19 protein-coding genes and 1 tRNA gene are annotated in these 20799 nt (G+C 63.5%); 4 read left to right on the top strand and 16 right to left on the bottom strand.

Annotated elements, in window-relative coordinates; genetic code table 11:
- Nucleotides 1–107 precede the first annotated feature (107 nt).
- From V7D81_RS05060 to V7D81_RS05045, 4 genes are all read right to left on the bottom strand, one after another.
- A complete protein-coding gene (locus V7D81_RS05060; RefSeq protein ID WP_324314968.1) occupies nucleotides 108–1427 on the bottom strand; it encodes an ABC transporter permease in 1320 nt (439 codons plus the stop codon).
- A gap of 72 nt (nucleotides 1428–1499) precedes the next feature.
- The gene (locus tag V7D81_RS05055) at nucleotides 1500–2219 is read right to left on the bottom strand and encodes an ABC transporter ATP-binding protein (protein WP_324314966.1); all 720 of its coding nucleotides are present in this window, start codon (nucleotides 2217–2219) and stop codon (nucleotides 1500–1502) included.
- Nucleotides 2220–2299: 80 nt separating this feature from the next.
- Complete coding sequence (locus tag V7D81_RS05050) at nucleotides 2300–3616, bottom strand: efflux RND transporter periplasmic adaptor subunit (protein ID WP_324314964.1); 1317 nt, start codon at nucleotides 3614–3616, stop codon at nucleotides 2300–2302.
- Nucleotides 3616–3849 carry a hypothetical protein gene (locus V7D81_RS05045; protein ID WP_324314963.1) on the bottom strand — a complete coding sequence of 78 codons (234 nt, stop codon included), beginning with the start codon at nucleotides 3847–3849 and terminating at the stop codon, nucleotides 3616–3618. The genes V7D81_RS05050 and V7D81_RS05045 overlap by 1 nt, the downstream gene beginning before the upstream one ends.
- A gap of 214 nt (nucleotides 3850–4063) precedes the next feature.
- On the opposite strand from V7D81_RS05045, the gene V7D81_RS05040 reads away from it, so the two are divergent.
- Nucleotides 4064–4140 (top strand) — tRNA-Arg (locus V7D81_RS05040).
- Between the two features lie 25 nt (nucleotides 4141–4165).
- Nucleotides 4166–5203, top strand: a complete 1038-nt coding sequence (locus V7D81_RS05035) for a DUF1254 domain-containing protein (protein ID WP_324314962.1) — start codon at nucleotides 4166–4168, stop codon at nucleotides 5201–5203.
- A 217-nt stretch (nucleotides 5204–5420) separates the two neighbouring features.
- On the opposite strand, the gene V7D81_RS05030 is transcribed toward V7D81_RS05035, so the two are convergent.
- From V7D81_RS05030 to V7D81_RS05015, 4 genes are all read right to left on the bottom strand, one after another.
- Nucleotides 5421–6395 (bottom strand): arsenic resistance protein, encoded by a 975-nt coding sequence (locus V7D81_RS05030; RefSeq protein WP_324314961.1) that lies wholly within the window; start codon nucleotides 6393–6395, stop codon nucleotides 5421–5423.
- Entirely contained in the window at nucleotides 6392–6817 is a 426-nt protein-coding gene (locus tag V7D81_RS05025; RefSeq protein WP_324314960.1) for a MerR family transcriptional regulator, read from the bottom strand. The genes V7D81_RS05030 and V7D81_RS05025 overlap by 4 nt, the downstream gene beginning before the upstream one ends.
- An 845-nt stretch (nucleotides 6818–7662) precedes the next feature.
- Complete coding sequence (locus V7D81_RS05020) at nucleotides 7663–8694, bottom strand: hypothetical protein (protein WP_324314959.1); 1032 nt, start codon at nucleotides 8692–8694, stop codon at nucleotides 7663–7665.
- On the bottom strand, nucleotides 8695–9789 hold the full coding sequence (locus V7D81_RS05015) for a BamA/TamA family outer membrane protein (protein WP_324314958.1): 1095 nt from the start codon (nucleotides 9787–9789) through the stop codon (nucleotides 8695–8697).
- 301 nt (nucleotides 9790–10090) lie between these two features.
- Here V7D81_RS05015 and V7D81_RS05010 point away from each other — a divergent pair, with 301 nt between their 5' ends.
- Nucleotides 10091–11074 carry an NAD(P)-dependent alcohol dehydrogenase gene (locus V7D81_RS05010; protein WP_349257608.1) on the top strand — a complete coding sequence of 328 codons (984 nt, stop codon included), beginning with the start codon at nucleotides 10091–10093 and terminating at the stop codon, nucleotides 11072–11074.
- Nucleotides 11075–11081: 7 nt separating this feature from the next.
- Here V7D81_RS05010 and V7D81_RS05005 read toward each other — a convergent pair whose 3' ends face one another.
- The 7 genes from V7D81_RS05005 to cyoA all read right to left on the bottom strand — a co-directional run bounded on the left by V7D81_RS05005 (nucleotide 11082) and on the right by cyoA (nucleotide 17999).
- Nucleotides 11082–11627 carry a response regulator transcription factor gene (locus V7D81_RS05005; protein WP_324314954.1) on the bottom strand — a complete coding sequence of 182 codons (546 nt, stop codon included), beginning with the start codon at nucleotides 11625–11627 and terminating at the stop codon, nucleotides 11082–11084.
- On the bottom strand, nucleotides 11624–12919 hold the full coding sequence (locus V7D81_RS05000) for an ATP-binding protein (RefSeq protein WP_324314952.1): 1296 nt from the start codon (nucleotides 12917–12919) through the stop codon (nucleotides 11624–11626). The genes V7D81_RS05005 and V7D81_RS05000 overlap by 4 nt, the downstream gene beginning before the upstream one ends.
- Nucleotides 12920–13065: 146 nt before the next feature.
- On the bottom strand, nucleotides 13066–13887 hold the full coding sequence (locus V7D81_RS04995; protein WP_442958332.1) for an SURF1 family protein: 822 nt from the start codon (nucleotides 13885–13887) through the stop codon (nucleotides 13066–13068).
- Entirely contained in the window at nucleotides 13812–14177 is a 366-nt protein-coding gene (gene cyoD / locus V7D81_RS04990; RefSeq protein ID WP_324314949.1) for a cytochrome o ubiquinol oxidase subunit IV, read from the bottom strand. The genes V7D81_RS04995 and cyoD overlap by 76 nt, the downstream gene beginning before the upstream one ends.
- A complete protein-coding gene (cyoC, locus tag V7D81_RS04985) occupies nucleotides 14174–14806 on the bottom strand; it encodes a cytochrome o ubiquinol oxidase subunit III (RefSeq protein WP_324314947.1) in 633 nt (210 codons plus the stop codon). Before cyoC ends, cyoD begins: the two co-directional genes overlap by 4 nt.
- A 4-nt stretch (nucleotides 14807–14810) precedes the next feature.
- Nucleotides 14811–16817 carry a cytochrome o ubiquinol oxidase subunit I gene (gene cyoB, locus V7D81_RS04980; protein WP_324314946.1) on the bottom strand — a complete coding sequence of 669 codons (2007 nt, stop codon included), beginning with the start codon at nucleotides 16815–16817 and terminating at the stop codon, nucleotides 14811–14813.
- Nucleotides 16818–16820: 3 nt separating this feature from the next.
- Nucleotides 16821–17999: a ubiquinol oxidase subunit II gene (gene cyoA, locus V7D81_RS04975; protein ID WP_324314944.1), complete on the bottom strand. Its 1179-nt coding sequence runs from the start codon at nucleotides 17997–17999 to the stop codon at nucleotides 16821–16823.
- Between the two features lie 250 nt (nucleotides 18000–18249).
- Here cyoA and V7D81_RS04970 point away from each other — a divergent pair, with 250 nt between their 5' ends.
- Nucleotides 18250–19587: an MFS transporter gene (locus tag V7D81_RS04970; RefSeq protein ID WP_324314943.1), complete on the top strand. Its 1338-nt coding sequence runs from the start codon at nucleotides 18250–18252 to the stop codon at nucleotides 19585–19587.
- Between the two features lie 123 nt (nucleotides 19588–19710).
- On the opposite strand, the gene V7D81_RS04965 is transcribed toward V7D81_RS04970, so the two are convergent.
- Nucleotides 19711–20727 (bottom strand): AraC family transcriptional regulator, encoded by a 1017-nt coding sequence (locus V7D81_RS04965; RefSeq protein WP_324314941.1) that lies wholly within the window; start codon nucleotides 20725–20727, stop codon nucleotides 19711–19713.
- Nucleotides 20728–20799: the final 72 nt, after the last annotated feature.

Here is a 20799-nt window from a genome sequence, read left to right as displayed (position 1 = left end):
CTGCTGGCGACTGGCTACTGACAATCGGCCCGAACAAGACTGTCGTTGTCACATGCGGCTCATCCTGACTCTGGCCAGCCGCCAGTAGCCAGATGCCAGCCGCCCTCTCACTGTGTCTTCAGATAACTCGCCGGCTGCACCCGGCACACCCGCCACGTCGGATACAAGCCGGCGAGCACGCCGGAGGCGATGGCGATCGCCAATGCAATCAGCGCCATCGTCATGTCCAGATGCGTGAGCGCGTCGTAGTTCTCGTAGAGCCGGCGCACGCCCAGCAGGCCGAGTGCCGCGAGACCGATACCGAGCGCACCGCCGGCAATGCCGATGACGCCGACTTCGATCAGATGCTGCTGGAACACGGCTTTGCGCGTTGCGCCGAGCGCGCGGCGCAGGCCGACCAGCGGCGCGCCGCCCAGGAACTTGGCGAGCAGCAGCCCGATCATGTTGAGCAGGCAGACCGCGAGGAACATGAACGACAGACCGACCAGCACGCTGTTGTCGCGTTCGACCACGCGGTTGACCTTCAGCCACTCGTCGGGATGGCGCAGATGATTGTTGAGCGGCCGTTCGAAGCGGCCGAGCTTTTTCTGCTCGCGCACGTAGTTGTCGATGAAGCTCTGATACGCCTCGGCCTGGTTGCGATCCTTCAGCTCCACCCAGTACTGGATCCACACGCAATCGCTGTTGAGGAAGTCCTGGAACGAATTCAGCGGCTGGGCGCGCCAGCAATTGATGTTACCTGCACTCTGTACCTCGTCGTCGATGCCGACGCTGAAGGGCACATAGGCTTCCTCGACATCCCTGAAGGAGCCGTTGTTGAGATCGTAGAACTTCGGCGTCACTTCCCAGTGCGCCAGCACGCCGATGACCTTGTAGTCCTTGCCATCGAGACGCACCGGGCGGCCGACACTGTCCTCGCCGCCGAACACCTTGTCGTTGGTTTCCTTCGACAGCACCACGACGCGCTGCGAACCGCGATCCGCATCCGCGCCCCAGCCGCCGCCATACTGGAACGGCACGTCGAACATCGGGAAGAAATCCTTCGTGGTCAGGCGCGCTTCGATCAGGAACGGCTTCACGCCGGTCGCCGGATCGCCTTCGACCACGAACGGTCCCTTGCGCATGGCGACGTGGCGTACGGGAATGTCCGATTCCTGCAATGCCATCGCATCGCGATAGGTGAGATCGGTCGGCGGAAGTTCCGGCTGCTTGTCGTCCCACGGCTGGTTGGGATCCCAGTTGTCCAGCGTCACCGAATACAGCACGTCGTTGCGATGCTCGATCGGATTGCCCGACATCAGCCGGTACACCGTGAGCGTGGTGATGCACACGCCGACGCCGAGCGCGATCGCGCCGATCATCAGCGCCGCAACCACCGGCGTGCGACGCAGGCTCTTGAGGGCGAGGCGGAAGTAATAGGTGAACATTGTTTCTGTGCTCTCTCGGCTTTCTCTTCCCCTCCTCCGCGCAGCGGGGGAGGGCCAGGGTGGGGGCTTCTCTTACACCCCCGCCGCCATCGCTTCAGGCCGTATGAGCGGCTTCGCCGCAAACGGCTGCAGATCCGTCACCTGCCCGTCCATCACATGCACGTTGCGATGCGCGCGCCGCGCCAGTTCCGGATCGTGCGTCACCATCACGATGGTCGTACCGCGACGATTGATGTCTTCGAGCAGATCGACCACCTGCCGCGCCATCAGCGAATCGAGATTGCCGGTCGGCTCGTCCGCCAGCAGGAACCGCGGCGAGCCGGCCAGCGCACGCGCAATCGCTACGCGCTGCTGCTGCCCGCCGGAGAGCTGCGCGGGAATGTGTTTCATGCGCGAGGCGAGGCCCACGAGTTCCAGCGATTCGGTGATGCGCTTCTTGCGCTCCGCCGCGTTGAAGCCGCGATACCGCAGCGGCACGTCGACGTTGTCGAACAGGTCCAGGTCGGGAATCAGGTTGAAGCTCTGGAAAATGAAACCGATCTTCTGGTTGCGGATGCGCGAGCGCGCGTCGTCCGACAGGCGGCTCACGTCCTCGCCATCGAGCTTGTAAGTACCGCTGTTGAAGGTCTCCAGCAGGCCTGCGATGTTGAGGAACGTCGTCTTGCCCGATCCGGACGGACCGGTGACCGCAACGAATTCGCCTTCCTTCACGAGCAGATTGAAATCGCGCAGTGCATGGGTCTCGATGAGTTCGGTGCGATAGACCTTGCTGATGTTCTGCATGTGGAGCATTGGCATTTACCTGTTCAAAGTGGATTGCAGTTCTCTTCCCCTCCTCCGCGAAGCGGGGGAGGGCCAGGGTGGGGGTCTTCTCAGTCCGTCAACTTCACGGTCGCAACACGCTCGAACTCGCCGAGACTCGAAATGATGATCCGGTCGCCCGGCGACAGACCTTCCAGGATCTCCACCTCGCTGATGCTGGTGCCGCCGGTCTGTATCACCGTACGCGTCGCGACATCATCATGGACGACATAGGCAACGCGACCGCCGCCGGTATCCAGGAACGGACCGCGCGCCACCTTCACGACGTCGTCGCGCTGTTCGAGCACGATGCGCGTCGACAGGCGCTGGTTCTGGCGCAGGCCCTGCGGCACTTCGTTCGCGAAACGCAGCCGTCCCGTCACCTGGCCCTGCTTCACTTCCGGCGATACCGAACTGACCGTCGCCGCGAACTTGCGCGTGCCGTAGGTGACCTCGGCATCCATCTTGACGCTCAGGTCGTCGGCGTAGGTTTCCGGCACCTGGAATTCGACTTCGAACGCCGTGAGGTCGACGACCGTGATCACGGCCGCGTTCTGCGGTACGGCGGCGCGCTCGTTCACCGCCAGCGTGCCGACGATGCCGTCCACCGGCGACTTGATTTCCAGTTCACCGACGCGTCGCTGCAGGTCCTGCACGACCAGCCGCTGGCGGTCGCGCTCCAGACGCTTCGCGCTCAGCTCGAACTGCAGGCTTTCCTTCTGCAGCTGCGCCGTTTCGATCGCGTGCTTGTGATTCACGCCGGCCGCCGCCGCGTCATCGCGCGCCTTCTCGTAGTCGCGCTCGCTGATGAGATGCTTGCCCCAGGAATCTTCGGCGCGATGCTGCTCGCGTTCCGCGGCCTGGATGTTCACGTTGGCCAGATCGATGGTCTGCTGATTCGACAGCAACTGCCGGCGCGTGTCGATGCTCTGGCGCTGCACCGCGACTTCCATGCTCGCCAGCGTCGCCTGTTCGCGTTCCAGTTCATTGCGCAGTTCGGGGCTGTCGATCTGCGCGATCGGTTGCTGCTTCTTCACGGCATCGCCGGCCTGCACGAGGTAGTGCACCGTACCCGGCGCGATGGCGAACAGCGTGGGGCTGACGGCCGCAACCACGGTACCCTGTGCGGAAACATCGCGAACGAAACGTCCCTTCGTCACTTCGGCGATACGCACGCGTTCGCGCGGCACATAGATCTCGGCACTGCGCCAGCTGCTGATCAGCACTCCGATCACGATGACCAGCAACAGCGCGCCGACACCGGCGCCGATCAGCTTGATCATGCGCTTGCGCTGCAACGGCGCCTGATCGATCTGCACGTCCTGCGCCGAGGTGTCGCGAATGCGCGTGACCTTCTCACGGTCGTTCTGTGGCACTGCCGAGATCATCAGCCGCGCTCCTTGTGCGAGTCGCACTCGGCGACTTCACGCGGCATCGCGAGCGCGTAGCGCACATCGTGACGGATCATCAGCCCTTCGAGCCGGGCTTCGGGCTGGCCATCGGGAACAGCCTCGCCATCGACCGACCGGGCATTCGGCGACAAGAGCAGGATCGCCAGCGCACCCGCGCTGACCGCGAAGGCCGACAGCCTGGCCGTGAATCGAAAGAGTGTCGTCTGCATGTCCCGATCTCCGCGAGCGATCTGTCCGCGTCGCTCTCATCGGCATACATTGCACGGGGTGTGCCAGCCGTCGGAAAACGCGAATTTCCCGGGAAAAATGCGACTTTTTCGTGGACTGTCCGCCACCGGCAACGGTGTCCGGCCGACCGACCGGACAGTCGGCGGACACCTGCGGACACTTTCGACCGGACCAAGTACAATGCGCGCCCGCCGCGCGCCCGTAGCTCAGTCGGATAGAGCATCTGGCTTCGAACCAGAGGGTCGGGAGTTCGAATCTCTCCGGGCGCGCCATTTCTCCTGCGGAAGCGAGCAATTCATGAAAACCGTTGCATTCCTTGCTTTGGCTCTGGCCTGGGACGCCACCCGCGATGCTCAGGCTCAACAACCTTCAGCGAGTGACCCCGTCCCCGTCACTGCCGACAACTTTGTCCGCGCCGAGTCCGATCTGTATTTCGGCAACATCGTCAAACGCGGGGGGTTCGGCAGGTTCGACCACAATCGCGGTCTCGCGGCAGTTGATGACAGTCAGCTGGTCGTTCGCTCCAATCGCGACACCCTCTATTCAGGCGCTGTCTTCGATCTCGATGCCGGCCCGGTCACGATCACGACGCCGGATGCCGGCAAGCGCTTCATGTCGATGCAAGTAATCGACGAGGATCAATACACGCATCGTGTGGCGTACGAGCCCGGGTCCTACACGTTCACGCGGAACGCTATCGGGACTCGCTACGTCATCGTCTTCGTCCGCACGTTCGTGGATCCCGGCGATCCCGAGGACATCAGGCAAGTTCACGCACTGCAGAATGCGATCAGGACCGTTCAGCCCGGAGGCCCGGGCAAATTCGAGGTACCGCATTGGGACAGGACCAGCCAGGACAAGGTACGCGATGCGCTCCTGGTGCTTGCATCCACACTTCCCGATCAGAGACGCATGTTCGGTTCAAAGGCCGAAGTCGATCCCGTGCGGTTCATCATTGGCGCGGCGATGGGCTGGGCCGGCAATCCCGACAAGGACGCTGTTTATCTCATTGGCAGCCCGGCGAAGAATGATGGCAAGACCAACCATGAGCTCGTGGTCAAGAACGTTCCGGTCGATGGCTTCTGGTCGATCTCCCTTTACGATGCAAAGGGATACTTCGTGCAGAACGAGTACAACGCCTACTCGTTCAACAATGTCACGGCGAGAAAGAGCGACGACGGCTCGATCAGAATCCAGTTTGGCGGGTGCGACGGCAAAATCCCCAACTGCCTGCCGATCATGAACGGCTGGAACTACATCGTGCGGCTCTATCGCCCGCGCCCTGAGGTTCTCGACGGCACGTGGAATTTCCCGGAGGCGAAGCCCGTTCAGTGAGACTCGACACTGGCCTGGACGTCGCCGCCAGGCAACTCTCCGGGGAGTCCGTCTTCCCCCGTATGTCGTGACACGCTTTACCCGAAGGCTTCAACGATTTCTTACCTCCATCGTTGCTCCGGTGCTTCCGGCTGGAGCAGTTGCCGGGCGGGGTTTGCACCCGCTGGGAAGCCCCGCCTTTCACGGCGCACGCCAGAAGCCGACATCTATGTGACTCTCAAGCTCCGCCCAGATTGGTTACTGAGCCTACAGACCTCGGAATCACGCGCAGGTAGATGAGTTCCGCGGTGAGCTCGACTATCGTTTGCGCAACAACCGCAGATGCAGCGAGCAGGCGAAGCTCGTCAGGCAATGCAAGTGCGAGTGGCAACACGACCAGCGAGTTTCGAGTAGCGGAGCTGAACGCAACCGCCCGGGCGGCCTCTGCGTGCAGGTCATAGAGACGCGCCGCGAGCGCGCCGGCCATCGGTGCGAGGATTGCGAATCCGATGTAGACCGGGAGTACAGGCATCAATGCTCCCGCATCCTGCGCTATCAAGTCGATCTGCGAGCCGATGACGAGAAAGAGCACGGCGGACATCGCGGGGACCGGCAACCACAACCAAGCGTTCCGCCATGCGCGAACGGTAGGTGCGCGGTCAGAAAGCCACTCGGTCGCAATCGCCAACCCCAGGGGTGCGATGATCAAGAGCAGGAACGCCTCAAGGAAGGGCGCCGAGGGCACCGACAAAGAAGCCTCCCCGCTCAGCATCAGGGGCAAGTAAACGGGCAGGAGTGCGAACTGCAACACCAGCAATACAGGCGTCGCCGACAAGATCAACTTTGAGTCGCCTTTCCCGAGATGAGTGAACACGACGACGTAGTCGATACACGGCGTCAGCAATACCAACGATGCGCCAATCAGCAAGGCACGGTGATCCGTCAACGGAAGAGTGATCAGCCAGACGAGTAGCGGAATCAGGACGAAATTGGCCGTCAACAGCGCGGCCATGAATCGGCGATCTGCCAAGGCCGCGCGCAATCCGAGGAACGGAATCTGCAAAAACATCGCATACATGAGGACCGCAATCGCCGGAGTGATCAGCATCTCCAGCGCCCGAAGCGAACCCGATGCTAATCCGCACGCGATGGCGAGGACGATGACCGCAAAGTAGATGACGACTTGGTGTCGTTCCAACCAGTCCCGGCTCACGTGCACCCCGATGACTTGCAGCCAGTACTCGGTCGCGACACATCAGTCGGTGAGAGCGAACATTCTTCAATGCGTACGCAGCCGCATTCGAGGCTGAGTTTCAATGCGGTGCGCATGCGCTCGATCCGTTTCGCCTGCTCCTCCAGCTCACTCAGCTTCGCACGCGCCAGCCGCTGCCAGCGTGCGCTCAGTGGCATATCAGTCCCGAAGCCCCGGAACAATGTACGAATCTCGTCGAGGGTGAATCCTGCTTGCTGAGCGAAGCGCAGGATATCGATTCGACGCACCAGATCCGTATCGTAGACACGACGTCCACCCACTCGCTGGGGGCTCGGTAGTACTCCCTCGTCTTCGTAGTAGCGCAGTGCCGATGTCCGAACGCCCGTGCGCTTGGCGACCTGGCCGATCGATAGGGCCTTCATCGGAAAAGTCCTTGACTTCAAGTTGACTTGAATATGTACGCTGAGGACGCTCAAAGCAAGCGCATGGAGTCTGGAAATGACGCGTGAAACGCCGGAGCTGTGATTCTCTGCATTCCAGGTGCCATTCCCGCCACCGAACGCACTGCACACTTTGCGCTCGCGACCCGGCTTCTGAATGAACTCGCCACGTCGCAGACCGCGCTAGCCGACGGTTACGAGTTTCGGTTCCCTGCTGGCGCACTGCAATCCATTGCTCAGTTCATCGCGAACGAACGCTTGTGCTGTCCCTTCATGCGGTTCGACATCCATGTTGAACCCGGAGCATCGGAACTCATCTTGCAGATGACCGGGCCGGTCGGGACTCGCGAGGTCATCGAGACGGAGGTGAGGATCGGATCGCGTGGTAGCGCGGGATATCAGTGCTGTGAAGCGTGACAGGTCTACAGCGATGGACATGAACGATGAGACGAACCGATGCGCACAAAGACGTAGTGCGACCCGTTGGATGACGGCCGGCGGACTTCTCTCCGCTTTGGGAACGTGTTTGGCGTGCTGCTCGTTGCCTGCCGTGCTGATCGGGCTCGGCGCAACCGGCGCGGGGGTCGGTGCAGTCTGTTCTCAGTCGCCGAATCATGAGGCTGGTCGCTGCTGCCATTCTCGCGGCGGTCGTGGGTATCACCCTATGGCACGTTGGACGCGCAGTCAGGGACAAGTCTTGCCCCTCGCTGTGCTCTACGGATCGGCCGTGTTGTGGTTCACGGGAAACGAAGTGACGAGGATGCTTCGAACTGCCTTCGCCTTGTGCGCGTGGCCACATTGTGGGTACACGCACAGCTCGGTCACGTTCATCTGGGCGCACGCCCCTGCCCGAACTGCATCTCCATCGCGATGCCAAGCTCGAGCCCGGCTTTGCGCACTTCCGCAAGTTCCTCGCGCGGCCAGTCGACGCCACCGCGCAGTTCGAGAAAGAGCCAGTCGAAATCCCTGAACTGTCGCCGCATGATCAGCCTGACCGCGTAACGCAGGATGGGCACTTCGTTGCCAGTTGCGCCGTCGACCTGCGCCTGCCATGCCAGGCCCATGCGGTCCCTGACGCTCTGGAACAGTGTCATCTGCGAATACCACTCCAGGCCCTCGGACGCTTCGCTGTACTTGCCGACGTTCAACCAGCGTGTGAGGAACCGGTCGGACCATGATCGATCGAGATAGGAGCGCAGGGTCACGCCGAAGCCTTCGGAGTTCTGCCAGAACGCGGTCGTGCGCACGCTGAAGACGTTCTGCCCGGCAAAGTGGCGGACGATCTCGTAGCGCGTGCGCACGTAAGGATCGACCGGCGTACCCAGGCGCACGCCGACGCTGGCGTCGAAGTCGTTGCCGGTGCGCTTCGGATCGGAATACCCAAGCCCCAGCAGCATTCTTTCGTCTTCCAGGTCGCCGAACTGTCGCGAGGGCAACGCATCGAAATCGTCCTCGACGTCGCTGACGTATTCGTCCTGGCCGACACGCCCGACAAATGCGGAGAAGCGTTCGTTCCACTGGGGAAGCTGCAGGCGGACGCGAAAGCGCAGGCGCGGATCGAATCCATCGTAGTCGCTCCACAGGGATCCGACCGACACGGTGCCGTAGGTGTGTCGATAGTCCTCGTACATCATCTCGTCGCCGAACAGTCCATCGAGCCAGGCCGATGAGGCGCACGCCGTGGTGGACAGACTGCGTCGGGCCAGTTCGATCATCGTCACTTCGCTGTCGTCACGCGTGCCACGGCAGACGTCGATGGCGCCGGTTTCCGGCTCTTCCTGCGCGCCGACCGTGGATGAGGCGATGGCCAGCAGCAGCGCGAGCCCCGGGCTCTTTCTTTTTCGCAGGCAAGCAGGCATTCAGAACTGGTTGCCGAAGCGCAGATAGAACCCCTGGTTGTCGCCTTCGCCCTTGGCGAACTCGGCGTTCACCACCATGTGTTCCTGCGGCTTGATGATGTAGAAGGCGCCCACGCCGAGCATCGGGTACACCTGATCGCCGCCGCAGGATTTGCCGTCGCCGTACAGGCAGGCGACGCCGCCAAACACCTTTGCGCCCCATCGCGGGCGGATCGTGTAGCGGTCCTCGCTTTCGAGGGTCAGGGAATTGCGCCCGAGGTACTGCCCGTGCGTGTAGCCGCGCATCTCGATCGAACTCTCGCGGGACGGCGGCGCATCGTCGGTCCAGCGCCCCTTGGCGTGCAGGACCAGCACATTCTTCGGGCCGGTACGCAGGTACCAGCGCCAGTCCGCATTGATGGCATCGTAGTCGTCGTCGCTGCCGAAGCTTTCGCGGTAGGCGAAGTTGTGGATCTGCGCGTACATGCCGCTGGTCGGATTGTTGACGTTGTCGCGCGTGTCGTAAGCCAGGACCAGGCCGGGACCGCTGGAGACGATGCCCGTCAACCCCGCCTCTTCGAGCGCCATCTGCGACGTCGGATCATCGCCCTCGACACCATAGTTCGAATAGACGGCCTGCACACCGAGATACCAGTGTGCGGTCACCGCGTGCTGATAGCGCACGAAGTAGGCGCGCAAGTTCTCGTCGCTGCGCACCTCCTGGCCGGAACCGAGGAAATCCAGATAGTCGTTGGTCACCTTGCCGCCGACCAGGCCGAACGCGAGCCGATCGCGGTCGGCATGGAAGAAGAGCTTGCCTCCGCCGGCGACGACGGTGGACGAGGTATTGGATGTCGTCGCCTTCAGACCGATGAGGGACGGCGAGGAATGCTCATCGAATTTCATGATGTAGCCCGCCATGCCGCCAAACGAAGTGCCGAGCTTCGGGCTGCTGCTCACCAGCGGCACCAGCAGCCAGGGCGAGTGACGTTGCGGTTCGTCGCCATCCGCCTCCTGCGCCGCGACGTGGCCGGTTTCCGGCAATGTCGTGGCGGCGATGCCGATTACAGTCAGGACCGCTGCCAGGCGGCTGCGGCAGGCGTGGCGGAACGTCATGATGCGGCAGTGTGGTAGCGGGGATGGTGCGCGTCTGTGCGTAGAAGGGGCAGCAGTTCATCGTCCCGCTCCGCCACTCATCCCGTTGCATCGTCTCCCGTCGCATGCCGCTGGCCGCATCGCCGCGTCCTGCGCAGAGTGCGAACAAACAGGCAGGGAGAAAACGCAGATGAGACGGACACAGAAGATTCTGATCGCCATTGGCGCGATCGCGGGACTGGCGATCGCCGCGGCGGGATTCGCGCTCAGCTACAACGCGCCATGTGACGGATCGCCGTCACTGGCCGGCGACGCACCGCGCATGAGGGCCGTCTCGGCGCGCTGCTATGGCTCGCCGGAAGTCCTTCGGCTCGAGGCGGTCGCCAGGCCGCAGCCGGCAGACGACCAGATCCTGATCCGCGTTCACGCCGCGTCGCTCAATCCATACGACTGGCACCTGATGCGAGGCAGTCCGTACGTGATGCGTCTGGGCGGCGGGATCGGCCAGCCGAAGGACCCGTGGATTGGCGCCGATTTCGCAGGAACGGTCGAGGCGGTCGGCGCGAAGGTCACGCGTTACAAGGCCGGCGATGCGGTGTTCGGCAGCGGCGGCGGCACGCTCGCGGACTATGTGCTCAAGCGCGAAACCGAATCGCTCGCGATCAAGCCCGCGACCGTCACGTTCGAGCAGGCCGCCGGCGTCAACGTGGCGGGCATCACCGCACTGCAGGCGCTGCGCGATCACGGCGGCCTGCAGCCGGGACAGCGCGTGCTCATCAACGGCGCGTCGGGCGGCGTCGGCACCTTCGCCGTGCAGATCGCCAAGGCGCTCGGTGCGCACGTCACGGGCGTGTGCAGCACGAAGAACGTCGAACTCGTTCGCTCGCTGGGTGCAGACGAAGTGATCGACTACACGCAAACGGACTTTGCCACGGGCGAGCGGCGCTACGACCTGATCGTCGACAACGTCGCCAACCGTTCGATCTCGGACCTGCGGCGTGTACTGCAGCCGCAGGGTCGGCTGGTGATCGTCGGCGGTGCGCCAGGCCACTGGATCGGGCCGCTGGCATTGCCGATCAAGGCCGTGCTGTTCTCGCCCTTCGTCGACCAGCCGATGGGCATGATGATGGCAAAGCCCAATCATCAGGACATGCAGACCCTCGCCGACCTCATGGCCTCGGGCAAGCTCATCCCGGTGATCGATCGCACCTATCCCTTGAATGAGGTTGCCGAAGCGATGCGGTATCTGGAAACGGGGCGTGCGCGAGGGAAGGTGGTGGTTACGGTCGGACCGACGGGCGGTTGAGGCTGACCTACTTCACGCGCTGCTTCTGCAGCTTCCTCGCCAGCGTGCGCCGATGAATGCCGAGGCGGCGCGCCGCTTCGGAAATGTTGAACTCGGTGTCGACGAGCGTCTGGTGGATGCGTTCCCACTCCAGGGTCTTGATGGAGGTGGGACGCGCGGTGAGCGCGACATCGGTGTTGCCGCTCGTCATGCCGAAGGCTTTCTCGATGTCGTCGGTGTTGGAAGGCTTGGCGAGATAGTGACAGGCGCCGAGCTTGATCGCCTCCACCGCGGTGGCGATGCTGGCGAAACCGGTCAGCACGACGATGCGCATGTGTTCATCGTGCGCGTGCAGCGTCTGCACGCAGGACAGGCCCGATACGCCATTCAGTTTCAGGTCGACGACGGCGTATTGCGGCGATTCCGACTTCAACAGTTCGGCGAGTTCTTCATGGCTGCTGGCCGTGAGCACGCGATAGTCGCGCCGCTCGAACGAACGCCTGAGCGTGCGCGCGAGCGATTCGTCGTCCTCGACGATCAGCAGCAGTTTCTGTGCGGGCGCTGCGTCGCTCATGCCCGGCCCCGATCGAACGCCAGCGCCGCGAGCGGCAGCTCGATGGTTACCGCAGCGCCGCCCGCTTCGCGATTGCGCGCCGCGACGCTGCCGCCCAGTTTTCGGATGACGTTGACCACGAGAAACAGCCCCAGTCCCGCGCCCTGGCGCGACTTGGTCGAATGATAGGGCTTGCCGACGCTGGCCAGCATCTCTGCCGTGAATCCAGGGCCCGCGTCCGTGACCTCCACGCGCAGCAGATCGCCGCGCCGCTCGGCGCTCAGGCCGATCCACTGCGGCGACACTTCGTTGGCATTCTCCAGCAGGTTGGTGACGACCTGTCGCAGCGCGGGATCGGAGACGACGTTGACGTCCGCGCCGAGATCGCCCGGCTGGTAGTGCAGCGTCTCGTCCTGATGCCGCTCGGTCCACTCCTGCACGATGTCGCGCAGGAACCGGTGCAGCGTCGTGACTTCGGGCGCCTCGCCGCGCGCCTCGCCGGCCGACCGCAGGATGCCGTGGAGAATGGTCTTGCAGCGCTGCACCGCGGCCTGCATCTCCTCCAGCTCTTCCACCATGTCGGGGCGACGCGCGATCTCCGGCATGCGCCGCCAGTCACCGAGAATCACCGACACCGACGCGAGCGGCGTTCCCAGTTCGTGCGCCGCGCCTGAAGCCAGCAAACCCATCCGCACGATGTGATCTTCCTCCGCCGCCTGCTGTTTCAGCTCCGCCAGCCTGGCATCGCGTTCGCGCAGATTGAGATTCATGCGCGTGACGAAGGCGACCAGCAACGCGGCGTCGAGTGCAAAGCACAGGAACATGCCGTACTGGTACAGCTCGTCGTAGCGCGGCGGGATGACGAGCGGCCGGTTGAACCAGGTCAGCATGATGAAACAGATGAAGGTCGCACCGACCAGGATCCAGCTCGACTCCGCATCCAGCAGCACGGCCGCCAGCACGATCTGCACGAGATACAGCGCGATGAACGGATTGCTCGCGCCGCCGCTGAGATACAACTGGGCGCTGAGCGCGATGACGTCCAGCAGCAATGCCGCGAACACCGCGCCGTTGTTGACGGGCTGGTTGCCCCGCAGCCAGCCGATGCTCACCAGGTTGAGCACCACCAGCGCGACGAGCACGAGGAACATCGGCCCCAGCGGCAAGGCGATCCGCAGGCCGAAGTGCACCACGAGGATGGTCAGCACCTGCCCGACGACCGCGATCCAGCGAAGCTGGATCAGCAGCGCGAGGTTCTTGCGAATCGCGGTGTCGTCGTAGCTCGGCGCGATGGCCGGAGATGTTATGTCCATTCCGATTGTCTGGGATGGGTTTGTTGATGATCTGTCGTCAGACGGAGAAGAGATTGGCCGCAAAAAGGCGCAAAAATCACAAGGTCGGAATCGGATTCATGTTTCTGACTTTGAGATCTTTGCGCCTTTTTGCGGCCATTCCTCTTTCATCCAGACCGAGGATTACGCAAACGCCATTCGTGACGAAACACCAGCGCGGCGCCGCCGGCCACCATGAGTGCGAGGGCGAACCACGTCAAGGCGTATTGCATGTGGGTGTTGCGGAAGGAAACGACGGTGAGGCCGCCCACGGGAGCGCCGGGTGCGGAGGAATCGCCGGCTGCTGCGTCGATGAAATATGGCGCGACGTTGGTCAGGTCACGCGCGGCGGCGATGGCGGCCACGTCGCGGGCATACCAGCGGTCGGCCGCGGGATCGTTCTCGCGCAGGAATCCCCTGCCCGTCTCGCTCAGGCGCAAGAGGCCGGTGACTGTCGTCTCGCCTGCGGTCTGCGACGCCGTGCGCGTCTCTGCCGCTCGATACTGCGGCAGGACGAAGCCGCGATTGATCAGCACGGTGTAGCCACCGGTCGTCTGCAGCGGCGTCACTACCCAGAAGCCCGCGCCACGGACGGTGACTGCCTGCACGAGGGTTTCGCGTTCGTGCAGATAGTGGCCCTGCACGCGCACATTGCGATATTCGCTGCTGGCCGCGGTCACGTGCGGCCATTCGTCAGGGCCGGGGGCGGGCACGGGATCGGCATGGATGCGCTCGTCGACCCGGTGGATCAGGTCCTTCTTCCAGGCGAGTCGGTGCAGTTGCCAGACGCCGAGACTCGCGAGGCCCGCGATTGCAGCAATCGCAGCCACGGACACCAGGACGAGCTTGAACGGCGACGCGGGCGCGGAATCCGTCAGAACGGCTCGTTCGGCGACACGCTGGTTTCGTGTCCCGGCATCATGTTGCTGTTGAGGTGGTACATCACCCATAGCGATCCGGCGAGCGTGATGACGACGAGGATCAGCGTAAAGATGAGCGAGACGAGCGTCCAGCCCTCCTCCGACTTCCGGCTCATGTGCAGGAAATAGATCATGTGCACGATCATCTGCACGGCGGCGAACGCCATGATGATGAAGGCGGTGGCCTGCTTGCTCTCCAGCACGCCGCCCATCACCAGCCAGAACGGAATGGCCGTGAGGATCACGGACAGGACGAAGCCCGTGAGATAGCCGCGCAGCGTGGCGTGCGGTGGCGCGGCGGCGTGGTCGTGAGCGCTCATCGCAGCATGCCCATGAGATAGACGAACGTGAAGACGCCGATCCAGATGACGTCGAGGAAGTGCCAGAACAGGCTCAGGCAGGCGAGCCGGCGTTCGTTGGCCCGGGTGAGCCCGTGCCTGCCGAGCTGGATCATCAGCGTGACCAGCCAGATGATGCCGAAGGTGACGTGCAGCCCGTGCGTGCCGACCAGCGTGAAGAACGCCGACAGGAACGCGCTGCGCTGCGGCGTCGCGCCTTCGTGAATCATGTGCGCGAACTCGTAGAGCTCGATGCCGAGGAAGGCCAGGCCAAACAGGCCCGTCACTGCCAGCCACAATTGCGTCGCGCCGATCTGCTTGCGATACGAGGCGAGCATCGCGAAGCCATAGGTGATCGACGACAGCAGCAGCATGGCGGTGTTGACCGCCACCAGCGACAGGTCGAACAGATCCTTCGGCCCCGGCCCCGCCGCGTAGTTGCCGCCCACCACGCCGTAGGTGGCGAACAGCACGGCGAAGATGAGGCAGTCGCTCATCAGGTAGATCCAGAAGCCGAGCAGCGTGCTGCCGCCGGCCTCGTGATCGTGTTCGTGCGCGTCGTGGAAGACGTCGCGCGCCGCGGCCTGTGCGTCGGTCAATGCGTGCGACATGCGATCAGCTCCGCGCCGCCAGCAGTTGCGTGCGCTCGTTCTCGGCACGCACGACTTCATCCAGCGACAGGTGGAATTCCCGGTCGTAGTTGAAGGTGTGCCAGAGGGCGTAGCCGACGATGCCAACGAAGCTGGCGATGGCGAGCCACCACAGGTACCAGACCATCGCGAAACCGAAGATCGTGCACAGCACGGCGAGCACGAAGCCCGCGCCGGTGTTGCGCGGCATGAGGATGGCGCGGAAGCCGGATTGCGGACGCTGGTAGCCGCGCTGCTTCATGTCCCACCAGGCATCACCGTCGTGGATGATGGGCGTGAAGGCGAAGTTGTAGGCCGGCGGCGGCGAGGACGTCGACCATTCCAGTGTGCGGCCATCCCACGGATCGCCGCTGGTGTCGCGCAGCTCGTGACGCCGGCGGATGCTGACGTAGATCTGCACCAGGAACGCGAGAATGCCGAACAGGATCAGCACCGCGCCGAACGCGGCGATCACGAACCAGATCTGCAGCGACGGATCTTCGAAATAGCGCAGGCGGCGCGTCACGCCCATGAGGCCGAGCACGTACAGCGGCATGAAGGCGATGTAGAAGCCGACGACCCAGCACCAGAACGACACCTTGCCCCAGAAGGGATCGAGCCTGAAACCGAACGCCTTCGGGAACCAGTAGACGATGCCGGCGAACAGGCCGAACACCACGCCGCCGATGATGACGTTGTGGAAGTGCGCCACCAGGAACAGGCTGTTGTGCAGCACGAAGTCGGCCGGCGGCACCGCGAGCAGCACGCCCGTCATGCCGCCGATCACGAACGTCAGCATGAACGCGACCGTCCACATCATCGGCAGCTCGAAGCGGATGCGGCCGCGATACATGGTGAACAGCCAGTTGAAGATCTTCGCGCCCGTCGGGATCGAAATGATCATGGTGGTGATACCGAAGAACGAGTTGACGCTGGCGCCCGAGCCCATGGTGAAGAAGTGATGCAGCCAGACGATGTACGACAGGATGGTGATGACCACCGTCGCGTACACCATCGAGCTGTAGCCGAACAGCTTCTTGCCCGAGAACGTGGAGGTGACTTCGGAGAAGATGCCGAAGATGGGCAGGATCAGGATGTAGACCTCCGGATGGCCCCAGATCCAGATGAGATTCACGTACATCATCGGGCTGCCGCCGAAGTCGCTGGTGAAGAAGTTGGTGCCGACGTAACGGTCCAGCGACAGCAGCACCAGCACGGCCGTGAGCACCGGGAAGGCGGCGACGATCAGCACGTTGGTGCACAGCGCCGTCCAGGTGAACACCGGCATTTTCATCAGCGTCATGCCCGGCGCGCGCATCTTGATGATGGTGGCGAGCAGGTTCACGCCGGACAGCAACGTGCCGACGCCCGCTATCTGCAAAGCCCATATGTAATAGTCGACGCCGACGTCCGGACTGTACTGGATGCCCGAGAGCGGCGGATACGCGAGCCAGCCGGTGCGCGCGAACTCGCCGACGAACAGCGAGATCATCACCAGCACCGCGCCCGCGGTGGTCATCCAGAAACTGAAGTTGTTGAGGAACGGGAAGGCGACGTCGCGCGCGCCGATCTGCAGCGGCACGATGTAGTTCATCAGCCCCGTCACCAGCGGCATGGCGACGAAGAAGATCATGATGACGCCGTGCGCGGTGAAGATCTGGTCGTAGTGATGCGCGTTGAGATAGCCCTCGGAGCCGCCGAAGGCCATCGCCTGCTGCAGCCGCATCATGATGGCGTCGGCGAAGCCGCGCAGCAGCATCACGATCCCGAGGATCATGTACATGATGCCGATGCGCTTGTGGTCGATGCTGGTGATCCATTCGGCCCACAAATAGCCCCACAGCTTCTGGCGCGTCACGACGGCGAGCAGCGCCATGCCGCCGATGGCCACGGCGGCAAAAGTCGCGACCAGGATGGGTTCGTGCAGCGGCAGCGAATCGAGGGACAGCCGGCCGAAGATCGGATCGACGAGTGAAGAAGGGTCGAGAGCCATGAACTATCTCGGCACCGTGAGATCGGCGTGCAGATCCGACTGTAGGTCAGGCTTCAGCCTGACTCCGTACAGGCCGGCTGAAGCCGGCCCCACAGCCGGAGTCAGACCCGCGCCACGAAGCGGCGAGCGATCAACGCGGGCGAACGGCGCGGTTTCATCTTCACCGCGCGACACCGGCGCCGTACACATGCCGATCACGTAATCGTGCGCCGCGCCGAACACGGCACGCGGCCGGCTTTCAGTGCTGCGCGCCACGTTGTAGACACCGCCGAGACCGAGCCCGCCCTTCGCGTCGATGGCCATCATGTCGTGCATGCACATCTTCCCCGGCTGCACGCACATGCCGAGAACGGCGTCGAAGAGTTGCGCATCGACCGCGGCGAAATGACGGACGGGTTCCTTTTCCGACGGCTTCTCCAGTTCGAGATACGTCTCGCGGGTCAGCGATGCCTGCGCGGTGCGCGCCGACTCGACCCAGTTCGCGAACTCGCCATCGTCGAGACCGCGCAGCCTGAAGCGCATGCCGGAAAAACCCGCGCCGCTGTAGTTGGCGGAGAAGCCTTCCGACTCGCCGTGCCTGTTGAGCACGGCGTGCAGCTTCGTCTCCATGCCGGGCATCGCGTAGATCATGCCGGCGAGTTCAGGGATGTAGAGCGAGTTCATCACCGACGAAGCCGTGATGCTCAGCGACAGCGGCCGGTCGACCGGCACGGCCAGTTCATTGACGGTGGCGATGCCCTGCTCGGGGTAAATGAACAGCCACTTCCAGTCGAGCGCCACGACCTGCACTTCGAGCGGCTGCGCCTGCTCGGGCACGGCCTTGCCGGCATGGATGCGATCGAGCGGCCGGTACGGATCGAGCAGGTGCGTGCCGAGCCAGGTGATCGCGCCGAGACAGATGATGATGAGCAGCGGCGCCGACCAGATCACGAGTTCGAGGCGCATGGAGTGATGCCAGTCGGGCTCGTAGCGCGCTTCGCGATTGCTCGCGCGATAACGCCACGCGAAAAAGAGGGTGAGCGCCATCACCGGCACGATGATGAGCAGCATCAGCACGGTCGACACCACCAGCAGGTCGCGCTGCTGGGCGGCGATGTCGCCCGAGGGGTTCAGGACCACCATGTCGCAGGCCGCAAGCACTGCGCACAGCGGCAATAGCGCGAGGATGCGCAGCCGGTTCATCATCGATCCACGTTCGATCAAAGGAATGCAACGGCACGATAGACGGGTTGGATGCATCGCAACATTGGGCGATTTGTCCAATGGGCGAACCGCGGGATGGACGCTATACAGTGAGCGGGCTTGTAGCCCCAATGACACCGACCCAAGCCGCGATCTCATTCTTTCTGTAGGTCAGGCTTTAGCCTGACAGTTCTCAGGCCGGCTAAAGCCGGCCCCACAGGAAGAAGCAGCAGCAGGAGTAAGAGAAACGATGTCCGTCGCCCCCTCCGGCGCCCCGACCTCTTCGCTGGAGCGCGATGCCCGGCGCACGAACGAAGCGCATGGCGGCGAGGTGCGGCCCGGCGACATCGCCATCGGCGTCATCATCGGCCGCACGTCGGAATTCTTCGACTTCTTCGTCTACGCCATCACCTCGGTGGTGGTGTTTCCGAAACTGATCTTTCCCTTCGTCGATCCGCTGACCGGCACGCTCTATTCGTTCGCCATCTTCGCGCTGGCCTTCGTCGCACGCCCGGTTGGCACGATGATCTTCACCGCGATCGACCGCACGCTCGGGCGCGGCATGAAACTGACGATCGCGCTGTTCCTGCTCGGCAGTTCGACGGTGGCGATGGGCTTCCTGCCAGGCTACGACAGCATCGGCATCGCTTCCGCGTACCTGCTCGCGGCGTGCCGTATCGGACAGGGCCTGGCGCTCGGCGGCTCCTGGGACGGACTGCCCACGCTGCTGGCGCTGAACGCGCCGCCGAACCGGCGCGGCTACTACGCGATGATCCCGCAGCTCGGCGCGCCGCTGGGACTGATGGTGTCGAGCGCGCTGTTCGCCTACATCATCGCCAAGCTCTCGGCGGCGGACTTCCTCGACTGGGGCTGGCGCTATCCGTTCTTCGTCGCGTTCGCGATCAACGTCGTGGCGCTGTTCGCGCGGCTACGCATCGTGGTGACGCCCGAATACACGCGACTGTTCGAGACCCGCGAACTGCAGCCGACGCCGATCGCCGAAACACTGCGCAAGGTCGGCCCGCACATCGTGATCGGCGCATTCGCACCGCTGGCGAGCTTCGCGCTGTTCCACATGGTCACGGTGTTCCCGCTGTCGTGGGTGTTCCTGTTCACGAACGAAGGACCGGAACGCTTCCTGGTGATCCAGACCGTGGCCTCGGCCTTCGGCGTGATCGCGATCATCGCGTCCGGCCCCATCGCGGATCGCATCGGCCGGCGCACGCTGCTGGCCGGCACGGCCGCGGCCATCGCCGCCTTCAGCGGCTTCGCGCCGCAACTGCTCGCCGCCGGCGAACTCGGCGAGGCAGTGTTCATGTTCTCCGGCTTCGCACTGCTGGGTATTTCATTCGGACAGGCATCGGGTGCGGTGGCGTCGAGTTTCCCGCTCAACTATCGCTATACGGGTTCGTCGCTGACGTCGAGTCTCGCCTGGATGTTCGGCGCCGGCTTCGCGCCGTGGGTGGCGCTGACGCTGTCGAGCCGTTTCGGACTGGGGTTTGCCGGTGCGTATCTGTTGTCCGGCGCGGCGTGCACGCTGATTGCGCTGTATCTGAATCGAAACAGCAGTCGGGCGATCGCGCAGTGATTTCACTCCTGCTGCAGGGGCGGACTGAAGCCGTGCAATCTGTTTCTTCTGTAGGTCAGGCTTCAGCCTGACTCTGAAAAAGGCCGGCTAAAGCCGGCCCCACAGGCAGAGCAAATCCTTGAGTCAATGTCCCCCGTGAAGATTCTTCTCTCCTGAAATCCACTGCGTCGGCGACGCGCCGAACTCGTTCTTGAACCAGCGGGTGAACGAGGTCTGCGTCGAGTAACCCAGCAGCTCCGCCACGTGGCCAAGCGAGTGCTGGCCGCTTTCGACGTAGCGCACCGCCAGTTCCCGGCGCACGGTGTTGATGAGATCCGAGAACGTCACGCCCTGCTCTTCCAGGTGGCGTTGCAGCGTGCGCACGTTCATCGCGAGACTCTGCGCGACCTGCTCGACGGTCGCGCGGCCCATCGGCAGCAGCAGATAGATCGCTTCGTGCACCTCCGCCTCGATCGATCGATCGCGCGCTTTCGGCAGGGTCTGCAGCAACTGTTCCGCGTAGCGCGCCAGCGCCGGATTCGCGGCGGAACAGGGATAGTCCAGGTCTGCGGCATTGCAGACGAAACCGTTGTACTCGCTGTCGAATTCCAGCCTGCATCTGAACAGGCGGCGATGCAGCTGCAGATCCTCCGGCGCCTCGTGCAGGAACAGCACCCGCTCCGGCTTCCAGTGACTCCCCAGCAGCGCACTGCCCGCGCGCGCCAGCACGCCCAGCGCAAGTTCGGTAGCCTGTCGCGAATAGCCGGGCAGATCGGTGACAATTTCCTGGCGAATGATGACGTGCTTGCCGACATTGCTCATGTGCAGGCTGAGCGCCTCGTTGAGCAGGTGCCGGTAGTCGATCAGCGCCAGCAGCACCTCGCGCAGCGTCGGCTGGTGGGTGACGAGCAGTCCGACCGCGCCGAAATCGGCGATCTGGCGCGTCTCCGCCATGCGCAACCCGAACGTCGGGCAGGCGGCGATGCGCGCCGACTCCTCCAGCAACGTCACCGCGGCGCTGACGGGAATCCTGTTGTCGGGATTGGCGAGAAGCGTGCGATTGAGTCCCGCCTCGCCAAGCAGCGTGACCGGATTCAGACCGACCTGCTGGGCCACGTCGAAATAGTTCGTGAGAGCCGCGGCGCGGACCATGCGGGTCATTGGATGTCGTATCGCAGCTTCGGCAAAGGGCGTAAGCCGCAGCGACTCTAGCCGCCGTGTCACGAAATGAAA

The sequence above is a fragment of the Povalibacter sp. genome, assembly GCF_036735925.1.
Taxonomy (GTDB): Bacteria; Pseudomonadota; Gammaproteobacteria; order Steroidobacterales; family Steroidobacteraceae; genus Steroidobacter.
The sequence above is the reverse complement of the archived record's forward strand: the minus strand, read 5'-3'. Positions and strand labels throughout refer to the sequence as shown.